This is a genomic window from Corallococcus praedator (genome assembly GCF_003612125.1).
GTDB lineage: Bacteria > Myxococcota > Myxococcia > Myxococcales > Myxococcaceae > Corallococcus > Corallococcus praedator.
In genome coordinates this window covers 1-9,909 of record NZ_RAWI01000347.1, presented here as the reverse complement: position 1 = coordinate 9,909, position 9,909 = coordinate 1, and the positions used below count along the sequence as shown (strand labels likewise).

Genomic DNA, 9,909 nt, shown 5'->3' with positions numbered 1-9,909 from the left:
CTCGTGAAGCTGCTCCGTGGCCGCCTTCACCACGCCCCGCGCCATGGCCTGGGCGCGCTCCCCCGGCTTGCGGATCTCATCGGTGCGGGAGTGGGCGAACAGCAACGCCTCGTCGAAGAGGTGGTTGAGACGCACCACGAAGGCGTGGAGGGGCAGGCCGCCCTCGTTCCACTCCCGCGACAGCGCCTCCAGCGCCCCCGCCATGGCCGCCCCCGCCAGGGAATGGGCCGCGACCGTCGGCGCCACGCGCTCGCGCTCGGCGGCCTCATGCGCCAGCCGCCCCAGCACCGTGAGCGCATCATCGAGGAGCGCACGCAGCTGCCCGTCGAACTCCGGCAGCTCCTTGCGCAGCCCGTCCGCTGAGCCGTGCACCGCGCCGCTCGCGGCCTCGCTCGCGGCGAGGCGCGCCAGCGACAGCGACAGGTTGCGAAGCGCCTCCACAGGACCCATGAGCCGTCTGCCCTGCATCACCCACCCATCCTTCCCGTCGGTCCGGCTTCGGCGGATGAAGAGCGTTCCACAGGAGGGTGGGAACGCGTCGGCTCGGAGACAACACAGGGCCGCCGAGTGGACCGAGCGCCAGGGCCGCGACAAGGCCGCGTGCGAAAGCAGCCGTCACGACCTCCCGTTCCCCTGCACCTCCTCCTTGCCAGCAGGGCACTGCACCTTTGGGACGTTCTGGAATCCAGCCACTCACGACGCGTGCGGAGGAGAAGCCATGGCGAGGAAGCAACCGAACATCCTGGTCATCTTCGGAGACGACATCGGCTGGTTCAATCCCAGTTGCGACCACCAGGGAGCCATGGGGTACCGCACGGGCCTCACCAAGGTGGGGCTGCCCGGCGCGAAGCTGGGCCTCCAGCCCGAGGATCCGACCATCGCGGACCTGCTCAAACCGCTGGGCCATGTCACGGGCCAGTTCGGCAAGAACACCTGGGCGACCGCGACGAGTACCTGCCCACGGTGCACGGCTTCGATGAGTTCTTCGGCAATCTCTACCACCTCAACGCGGAGGAGGAGCCGGAGAACGTGGACGACCCCAAGGCCCGCGCGGTGTGTTGCATTGCTGAGCCAACCCGGACGGCACGCAGCTCGACACGCTGGATGCGCTGGATGCGCTGGGCATCACCGAAGACACCCGCGTGGTGTCTTCGACGGCTACAACCTCATGCCCTTCCTCGGCCAGTTCCTGAAGACCTTCGAGCAGTTCCCGCCCTGCCAGCGGCCCCACCCGAGGAGGAGACGGCCGCGAGCGAGGAGCAGCCCGCCGTCCACTGACCCCGCGGAAAGAGCGGCCGGAATGAGCCCCTCGAAAAAGCAAAGGCCTCGCGGCGCGCTGCTTCGCCGCGAGGCCCTCCGCACTGCCTGCGTCAATCGCCCGGGGTGGCCCTACTCCTGGACGTCATTCACGTGGTTGAACACCTCTCCGGGAGCAATGGCCTTGCCCTTCGCGTCGGTGCGCTCCGCGGTGGAGATGCTCCACACATCCAGCGTGTCGTCGTTGTCCACATTGCCCACGCACACGGCCGTCAGGGTGCATTCGGGGCATTCGCCCTGCACGCCCGGCTCCACGCCGGCGTTCTCCAAAGCCGTCTGGATTCCGCTCGGGTCGATCGCGGTGAAGCGCTCGCTCACCGGGATGAAGGAGTCCGGCAGGCGCAGCACGTAGGCATAGCGGTTGCCAGGCTCCGGCGCGAAGCCCAGCTCCGTGAGGGACCCCAGGGGCTGCTCTTCCGCGAGCCGCGCCTGCGCGGAGAGGTAGATGGACTTGAGGTTCACCTTGCACTCCGCCTGCTTCGAGCGCGCCTGGAACCGGATGAAGTTGGGAATGGCGATGGCGGCCTGGATGCCGATGAAGAAGAAGGCGGCCACCGACACGATGAGGGCCGCGATGGCGAGCCCCTTGCCGGACTGCCCCGGCTTGCCTGCCTTCACCAACGCGACAATGGACAGCACGACGGCCACCGGCCAGAAACAACCCAGACACAGGCTGGCGATGGCGAAACCCAGGGCAACCCCAGGCAGTACGGACTTCTTCGGCGCGGCGGGAACATCGTCGGACATCGTGGGCATCACTTCCTCCAGGGCGCGGGACCCTAGAACGCCTCACGTCATCGAGTCACGCGGAGTGCGACTCAAGCCTTCGCGGCGCGCTTCTTCGCCACGAGGTCCTTCCACAGCCCCGCGTACTTCTTGCGGTACTTCGGATCTTCTTCGGTCTCGATGAGCGACAGCGCGAGCTGCTTGAGCGCATCTTCCTTCACGACGTCGTAGGTCTTCCGGAAGACCTCCAGGATGTCGTAACGGACCAGCGTCCCGTTCTTCTCCGTGGAGCACTCCCGGAAGCGCTGGGACAGACGGTCCACCACGGCGGCCTGCAAGGCTTTGTCCACGGGCGCATCGGTCACGGCCATGAGGTGCCGGTAGGAGGCGTAGCGGGAGTCAGCGTCCTCGCTGCGAAGGTTGACGAAGTGACTCTGGATGTTCGCGTCCATGCCCTGGCGTTCTACCAATCCATCCGGCCCCAGACATCCGCGATACGCTCCCCGGCCTCTCCATGACCGTCTCCTCGCCCCTGGATGCCCCGGACGCAGCCCCTCGCAGGAACAAGCGGTGGTGGCGCATCCCCCTGTGGATCCTCCTGGGCGTCGTCGTGCTGGAGGTGCTGATCAACGTGGCGCTCAACGTCGGCGTCGTCCAGGCCATCATGCGCCGGGGGACGGACCGCACGCAGCTGTCGTGGCAGCGCGCCTGGTGGCTGTGGCCCGTGGGCCGGCTGCACCTCAAGGGCTTCACCCTCACCAACCAGGACACCGAACGCTGGTGGAAGGTGGAGGTGGATGCCCTGACGGCCGGGATGTCGCTGACGGGCCTCTTGCGCAAGCGCGTGGACGTGCACGGCATCGACGGGCACGGGGCGACCTTCCACCTGGAGCCCTCACCCGCGCCCGAGGAGGAGCCGTCGGATCCGAACGCGCGCCCCTGGGTCATCAACCTGGAGGACGTGACGCTGCACGGGGTGCGCGAGCTGGACTTCAGCCGCGTGCGCTTCGTCGGCGCGCTGGACGTGAATGGAGCCCTCAACCTCCAGTCCCGTGAGCGCCTCCAGGTGGACCTGCCGTCGGTGCGCGTGGCGGAGGGCTTCATGGAGGTGGATGGCAAGCGGGTCGCGCGCCTGGAGGCGCTGTCCGCCAGTGCCCGCCTGGACGCGCCGTTCCAGGGTGAGCAGGGCTATGACCTCTCCCAGGCCATTGGCGGGCAGGCCCAGGTGAAGGTGGACCTGTTACCGCTGGACTGGGTGAACGACCTGCTGGGCCCAAGCGCCCCGGTGTCCCTGCGCGGCGGGAGCGGGCGGCTGGACCTGGACGTGCGCATGCAGCGCAACACGCTGGAGCCGGGCAGCCGGCTGGAGGCCCGCGGCGCGGAGCTGGATCTGCGCGCGGGCCCCATGCGCGCGCGCGCCCCCTGGAGCCTCAAGGCGTCCATGGACGAGGAGCGCCCGGGACAGCCCGCGGGACAGCTGCACATCGCCTTCGCGCCCGTGAAGGTCTCCGGGCCCAAGGGCAACGGGGTGGAGGTGCCGGAGGTGGCCCTCACCGTCCTCGCCCGGCGGCGCGAAGGGCAGCCGGGCTTCGACCTGGAGCCGGAGCTGAACGTGGCGAAGAGCCGGCCGTTGGACCTGCGGCTGCTCAACCCGTGGCTGGAGCAGACGCTTGAAATCGACTCCGGGCACGTGACGGTGCGCAGCGAGGAACGCTCCAAGAGGGCGAAGGCGCGCAAGGCGCTGGAGCTGCGCATGGACACCGACCTCGTGTCCGGAAGCATGGGCAAGCACAAGGTCCTGCTGCGCGCGGAGGTGGAGGTGGATGCGCGGCACCTGTCGTGGGACATGAAGGAGCTGGGCCTCGCCGGCACGACGCTGCGGCTGAGCAATGTGTCCTCGAACGGCCCCGTGCCCATCCGCGCCTGGAGCGGCACGTTCAGCCTGCCGCGCGCCAGCCTGACGCTGTCGCCCACGGTGCTGTCCGCGCGCTTCTCAAGCCAGCTCACCGACACGCAGCCGCTGGTCGCGCTCATCACCTCGTCGAAGCGCCTGCCCGCCTTCCTCACGTCCCTGCTCAACATCCCGAAGGTGGAGGTGACGGGGCAGGTGCAGATCGACGAGCGCGGGCTCCAGGTGCGCGAGCTGAAGGCGAAGGGCGACAGCTTCTCCCTGGAGGGCCACCTGGACCTCGTGCAGGGCAACATCACGGGCGCCCTGCTGACGACGCTGGGACCGGTGACCGGCGGCATCGAATTGAGGCCCGGCGACAACGGCCTGCACCTGGTAAACGCGAAGCAGTGGTTCGCTGGACAGCAGGCGCCACCCTTCCGCTGACAGCTACTGCGGATGGACGTCCCACCCGCCGTGCGTCAGGTAGGGCGCCACGGCGCGCAGGAGCACGTCCAGGTCCACGGGCTTCTCCAGGAAGCCCTCCACCCCCAGGGCGCTCATGGCGTCAGCCCCCGCGTCCAACGCGTACAGGACGATGACGGGAATGGAAGCGAGCGCCGGGTCCGCTCGCTGCCGTGCGCGGAACTCCCAGGCGTCCATCCGTGGCATCCGCAGGTCCAGCAGGATGAGGGCCGGGCGCAGGCCCTGGTTGAGCAGGCGCATCGCCTCATGCCCGTCGCGCGCCAGCACCACCGTGTGCCCGTCCAGCTCCAGGGCTTCCTTGTAGGCCCGCAGCAGGTCCAGGTCGTCGTCCACCACGAGGATGCTGTTCCACCAGGACATGGGCCTCTCACTTCCGCCCAGGAAGGTGTCCACCGGCCGGGGACTTCGCCTCGCCCCGCGGTCGGGGGCAGGGGTTTTGCGTGCCCTTGGACGCGCAACCGTGCGACAAGACGGGCGCTGCGACACCCTCTGGAGGACGGCATGGCGGAGATGACCTACCGGACGGCGCTGGTGACAGGCGCCTCGAGCGGGCTGGGACGTGGACTGGCGCTGTGGCTGGCGAAGCACGGCCTGCGCGTGTTCGCGACCGGGCGACGGCTGTCCCAACTGCAGGCCCTGGCGGCGGAGGCCCAGGCCGCGGGCGCCACCGTGGAGCCCGTCGTCATGGACGTCACCCACGCGGAGGCCGCCCAGGAGCGCATCCGCGCCATCGACGCGGAGTGTGGCGGACTGGACCTGGTCGTCGCCAACGCGGGCGTGGGCGGCCCCACGCACGGCAAGCGCATGGACTGGGACAGGGCGCGCGCCATCATCGACACCAACGTCACCGGCGCCGCCGCCACGCTGTGCGCGGTGCTGCCGCAGATGGTGGAGCGCCGCCGGGGCCACGTGGTGGGCATCTCCAGCCTCGCGGGGCACCGGGGGCTGTCAGGCCACGCGGCCTACTCGGCGTCCAAGGCCTTCCTCGCCACCTTCATGGAGAGCCTGCGCGTGGACCTGAAGGGCACCGGCGTCGGCGTCACCTGCGTCTTCCCGGGCTTCGTGAAGAGCGAGCTGACGGCGAAGAACCGCTTCCCCATGCCCTTCCTCATGGAGACCGAGGACGCGGTGGAGCTGATGGGCCGCGCCATCTTCGCGGGCCAGTCGGAGGTGAGCTTCCCCTGGCAGGTGTCCGCCTCCATGCGCGTGCTCAAGGCGATGCCCAACCCGCTGTTCGACGCCACCGCGCGCCGGCTGAAGTGAAGGAGCCCTCCGTGACGACGACGCCCGAGTCCTTCGCCCAGCGCTTCGCCCGGCTCGCCGACGCGCGCTCCCCCTTCTGCCTGGGCCTGGACCCGTCGCGCGAAGTGCTCGCCCGCTGGAACCTGCCGGACACCGCGCAGGGCCTGTCCGACTTCTGCGACCGCCTGGCCGACGCGGCCGGAGAGCGGCTCGCGGTGGTGAAGCCGCAGAGCGCCTTCTTCGAGCGCCACGGCCCCGAAGGGCTCGTCGTGCTCCAGCGCGTGCTCCAGCGCTTCCGCGCCGCCGGCACCCTCACGCTGCTGGACGTGAAGCGCGGCGACATCGGCTCCACCATGGACGCCTACGCGGAGTCGCTCTTCGGCAAGGGCAGCGCCTACGACGTGGACGCCGCCACCTTCACCGCGTACCTGGGCCTGGGCGCGCTCGCGAAGACGGTGGAGCGCGCGAGGGCCCACGGCGCCTGCGCCTTCATCGTCGTGCGCTCGTCCAACCCGGAGGGCGTGCCCGTGCAGAACGCCACCGGCACCGACGGCCGCACCGTGGCCCAGTCCCTGGCGGATGGCCTGCGGGAGCTCAACGCGAAGGCGGGCCCCGGCGTGCTGCCCGCGGGCGCGGTGATGGGCGCCACGCTGCCGCCCGCGGACCGCGACGTGGTGGAGCGCCTGGGTGACGCGCTCCTGCTCACGCCGGGCATCGGTTCGCAGGGCGCGGGCTTCGCGGACCTGCCGAAGCTCTTCTACCGCCGCGAGCGGCAGGTGCTGCCCACCGCCGCGCGCTCGGTGCTGGAGGCCGGGCCGGACAAGGCCGCGCTCCAGGAGGCGCTGGAAGCACATCAGGCGCCCTCGCGCGTGTTCCGCGAAGGCGCCTGACGGGTTGCTACCGGTGATGCGGCGCGCGGGTTACTGCGCGCCCATCATGAATTGATCCACGCCGACCTGGTTCTTGTCGGGCACGGCCTCCTTCGGCTCGGTGCCCTTCTTGAAGAACATCAGCTCCGCGCCCTTGGCGCCCGGGTGGGACACCTTGCCCGTCTTCTTGTCGATGTAGAGCCGGGCCAGCTCCATGGACTGCCAGGGGTAGAACTCCGGCTGCGGCCGGCCCTCCAGCGCGCGCTTCATGTAGTTGAGCCAGATGGGGAGCGCCGCGCGGCCGCCCGTCTCGTAGCGGCCCAGCGGGTGCGGGTTCAGGTCGTAGCCCACCCACGCCACCGTCACGAGGTCCTTGGTGTACGCGGAGAACCACGCGTCGAAGGAGTCGTTGGTGGTGCCCGTCTTGCCCGCCGCCGGCTTGCCCAGCTTCTGCGCGGGGCCACCGGTGCCCTGGAGCACCACGCCGCGCAAGAGGTGCGTGAGGATGAAGCCCGTCTCCGAGCTCATCACCTGCTCGCCCGGCTCGAAGAGGCGCGCGTAGCCGGCGGCCACGCGGTCCTGCAGCGGCGCCCACGCGTCGTCGAAGGCGGTGTGGTCCTCCAGCGTGCGGCCGAAGCGGTCCTCCACCTTGCGGATGAAGTACGTGGGCTTCTTGCGGCCGTAGCGGTTGAAGGTCGCGTACGCGTTCGCCAGGTCCAGCGGGTACACGCACGAGGAGCCCAGCGCGGCGGAGAAGTCCATGTTCATGGGTGTGGTGAGGCCCAGCTTCTTCGCCCAGTCCGCCATGTTGTGCACGCCCACCGCGCCGAAGGTCTTCACCGCGGGGATGTTCATGGAGTTCACCAGCGCCGTGCGCAAGAGCACGTCACCCACGAACTCCTCGCTGTAGTTGGCCGGCTTCCACGACACCTTGTTGTCCGGGTCGTGCTCCACGATGGGCGAGTCCACGATGATGGTGGCCTCCGTCCAGTTCAACTGCTCCAGCGCCGCCGAGTACACGAACGGCTTGAAGGAGCTGCCCGGCTGGCGGCACGCCTGGAACGCGCGGTTGAACTCGTTGTCGTCGAAGTCGTAGCCGCCCACCATCGCCGTCAGGTACTGGCGGTGCGGATCAATGGAGACCAGCGCGCTCTGCGCCTCCGGCGTCTGCTCCAGCCGGAAGAGCTTCACGCCCTCCTCCGGGATGGCCTCCGCCAGCTTCTTGTCCCACTGCTCGCGGTCGTCCGTCAGTTCCTTCTTGGTCACGTGGCGCAGCACGATGACGTCGCCCACCGCCACGGCCTTCTTGACGGAGGTGATCATCATCGCCGGGTAGTAGCCCTCCGGGTTCACCTTGCGCGCCCAGCGCATGCCGAGCAGCGGCAGCCGGCCCGCGTGCGGTCCCACCTGCACGTCCGCGCCCCTGCCGTCATCGTCGATATGGGTGACGACACCCACGTAGAGCCGGTTGTCGACCAGTTCCTCCTTGCCCATCGCCTTCTTGGACTTCTCGATGAAGGCGCGGCGCTCGGCGTCGGTGGTCAGCTGCTGCACCGGCCCGCGCCAGCCCTGGCGCTTGTCCACGGACATCAGGCCGTCCAGCACGGAGTCCTGCGCCGCGCGCTGGCGCTCGCTGTCCATGGTGGTGAAGATCTTCAGGCCGTCCTTGAGGAGCACGGGGTTGCCGTAGCGGTCCACCACGTCCTTGCGCACCTGCTCCACGAAGTACGGGGCGAACTCGTGGAAGACGTCCTCCACCGGGTACACCTTCACGGGCTCGTTGTTCGCCGTGTCGTGCTCCTCCTGGGAGATCATCCCTTCGGTCAGCATGCGCCCCAGCACGTAGCTGCGGCGGCGCTTGGCGGACTCCGGGCGGAGGAAGGGCGAGTAGCGGCTGGGCGCCTGGGGCAGGCCCGCGATGAGGGTCATCTCCCCCAGCGTCAGGTCGCGCACGTCCTTGCGGTAGTAGTTCTCCGCCGCGCTCTGCACGCCGTAGCTGTGGTGCCCGAGGAAGACGTTGTTCAGGTAGAGGTACAGAATCTCTTCCTTCGTCAGCGCCTGCTCCAGCCGGAAGGCGAGGATGGCCTCGCGAATCTTGCGCTTGGGCGTCTTCGCGGTGGCCTCCTTGTAGCCCTCCGCGGAGATGAGGACGGCCTTCGCGGTCTGCTGCGTGAGCGTGGAGCCGCCCTGCACGCCGCCGCCGCGCAGGCCCAGCTTCGTCAGCACCGTCTTGGTGACGGCGCGCGTGGTGCCCAGCACGTCCACACCGAAGTGGTCGAAGAAGCTGGAGTCCTCGCTCGCGATGAACGCCTGCACGAGCCGCTTGGGGATGCGCTCGTAGGGCACCACCTTGCGCCGCTCGTTGTAGAACTCGCCCGCGAGCACGGCGTCGTCGGTGTAGACCTCCGTGACGATGGGCGGCCAGTACTCGTCCACCTTCGGGATGGCGGGCAGCCCGTCGGAGAAGATGTAGTAGGCGCCCACCACGGCCAGCACCGCCGCGGTGGCGCCCATCAGGCCCAGCACGGCGGTGAGCTTCAGGAGGCGCACGAGGATGTTGCGCTTGGGCGGAACGCCGTCGAGCACCAGCTTGGAGCGGCTGCGGTCAGTCTTCGGATCGGCCATGCGTGTTCTGTCGAGTCCTGGGCTCAAGGCTTAGAGGAGCGCCGCCCGCTTCAGCACATCCGTCAGCTCTGGCGGGAGCGGAGTCTCCACGACGACCTTCCTGCCATCTTCGGGGTGCGGAAATTCGATGCGCTCGGCGTGCAGGAACAGACGTTTGAGCCCCCATCGCGCCCGCACGTCGCGGTTGAGGGCGAAGTCGCCATACTTCTTGTCACCCACCACCGGGTGACCCACGGCGACCAGGTGCCTTCTTATCTGATGCGTGCGCCCGGTCTCGATGGTGCAGGAGAGGAGGGCTGCCTCGCTCGACTGGCGCACGACCTTCCACCGGGTGACCGCCGCCTGCATGTTGACTCCCCGACGGGACTTGGACTCGGCCGTCTGCTGGTGCTCGGCGAGCGGCAGGTCGATGACGCCCGAATCCTTGGGCATCTTCCCCTTCACCAGGGTCAGGTAGCGCTTCTTCGGGTGGCCATTCGTGAAGATTTCCGTGAAATGCACCATCGCCGGGCGGCGCTTGGCCACCAGGATGACGCCGGAGGTCTCCCGGTCCAGGCGGTGGGCGGGGGAGGCGGTGAAGTCGTTGCGGGTCGCCTTGGGGCCCAGGTAGTCCCGGACATAGTCCACCAGGGTCCCCCCGGTGATGCCGCTGCCGGTATGGACGGCCATGCCGCTGGGCTTGTCCACGGCCATCATCCAGTCGTCCTCCAGGAGGATGACCAGCCGGCTGGGGTCCAGCGGCATGGCCGTCCATAC

At 69.2% G+C, this 9,909-nt stretch carries 8 protein-coding genes and 1 pseudogene; 3 read left to right on the top strand and 6 right to left on the bottom strand.

What is annotated here, in order from left to right:
• The 3 genes and pseudogenes from D7Y13_RS31890 to D7Y13_RS31875 form a co-directional block, all read right to left on the bottom strand.
• Positions 1 to 450 (bottom strand): annotated as a pseudogene (locus tag D7Y13_RS31890) (hypothetical protein); the annotation flags it as partial.
• Positions 451 to 1,389: 939 nt separating this feature from the next.
• The gene (locus D7Y13_RS31880; RefSeq protein ID WP_120585673.1) at positions 1,390 to 2,073 is read right to left on the bottom strand and encodes a pilin; all 684 of its coding nucleotides are present in this window, start codon (positions 2,071 to 2,073) and stop codon (positions 1,390 to 1,392) included.
• 62 nt (positions 2,074 to 2,135) lie between these two features.
• The gene (locus tag D7Y13_RS31875; RefSeq protein ID WP_120537228.1) at positions 2,136 to 2,495 is read right to left on the bottom strand and encodes a hypothetical protein; all 360 of its coding nucleotides are present in this window, start codon (positions 2,493 to 2,495) and stop codon (positions 2,136 to 2,138) included.
• A 62-nt stretch (positions 2,496 to 2,557) separates the two neighbouring features.
• Here D7Y13_RS31875 and D7Y13_RS31870 point away from each other — a divergent pair, with 62 nt between their 5' ends.
• Positions 2,558 to 4,378: an AsmA family protein gene (locus tag D7Y13_RS31870; RefSeq protein WP_120585672.1), complete on the top strand. Its 1,821-nt coding sequence runs from the start codon at positions 2,558 to 2,560 to the stop codon at positions 4,376 to 4,378.
• Positions 4,379 to 4,381: 3 nt separating this feature from the next.
• Here D7Y13_RS31870 and D7Y13_RS31865 read toward each other — a convergent pair whose 3' ends face one another.
• Entirely contained in the window at positions 4,382 to 4,777 is a 396-nt protein-coding gene (locus D7Y13_RS31865; protein ID WP_120585671.1) for a response regulator, read from the bottom strand.
• A 141-nt stretch (positions 4,778 to 4,918) separates the two neighbouring features.
• On the opposite strand from D7Y13_RS31865, the gene D7Y13_RS31860 reads away from it, so the two are divergent.
• Both D7Y13_RS31860 and pyrF read left to right on the top strand, forming a co-directional pair.
• A complete protein-coding gene (locus tag D7Y13_RS31860) occupies positions 4,919 to 5,680 on the top strand; it encodes an SDR family NAD(P)-dependent oxidoreductase (protein WP_120537231.1) in 762 nt (253 codons plus the stop codon).
• 11 nt (positions 5,681 to 5,691) lie between these two features.
• Positions 5,692 to 6,549: an orotidine-5'-phosphate decarboxylase gene (gene pyrF / locus D7Y13_RS31855; RefSeq protein ID WP_120585674.1), complete on the top strand. Its 858-nt coding sequence runs from the start codon at positions 5,692 to 5,694 to the stop codon at positions 6,547 to 6,549.
• Positions 6,550 to 6,579: 30 nt separating this feature from the next.
• Here the strand turns inward: pyrF and D7Y13_RS31850 are convergent, their stop codons facing one another.
• Both D7Y13_RS31850 and D7Y13_RS31845 read right to left on the bottom strand, forming a co-directional pair.
• Positions 6,580 to 9,153, bottom strand: coding sequence for a penicillin-binding protein 1A (locus D7Y13_RS31850; protein ID WP_120537232.1), 2,574 nt, complete (start codon positions 9,151 to 9,153; stop codon positions 6,580 to 6,582).
• A gap of 30 nt (positions 9,154 to 9,183) precedes the next feature.
• Positions 9,184 to 9,909: RluA family pseudouridine synthase (locus tag D7Y13_RS31845; protein WP_147452536.1), on the bottom strand; the 726-nt coding region annotated here is incomplete at its 5' end.

Excerpts from the sequence above, each read along its gene's own strand:
- D7Y13_RS31850 (WP_120537232.1), bottom strand. The coding sequence starts at position 9,153 with ATGGCCGATCCGAAGACTGACCGCAGCCGCTCCAAGCTGGTGCTCGAC.
- D7Y13_RS31880 (WP_120585673.1), bottom strand. The coding sequence starts at position 2,073 with ATGCCCACGATGTCCGACGATGTTCCCGCCGCGCCGAAGAAGTCCGTA.
- D7Y13_RS31860 (WP_120537231.1), top strand. The coding sequence starts at position 4,919 with ATGGCGGAGATGACCTACCGGACGGCGCTGGTGACAGGCGCCTCGAGC.
- D7Y13_RS31870 (WP_120585672.1), top strand. The coding sequence starts at position 2,558 with ATGACCGTCTCCTCGCCCCTGGATGCCCCGGACGCAGCCCCTCGCAGG.
- D7Y13_RS31875 (WP_120537228.1), bottom strand. The coding sequence starts at position 2,495 with ATGGACGCGAACATCCAGAGTCACTTCGTCAACCTTCGCAGCGAGGAC.
- D7Y13_RS31865 (WP_120585671.1), bottom strand. The coding sequence starts at position 4,777 with ATGTCCTGGTGGAACAGCATCCTCGTGGTGGACGACGACCTGGACCTG.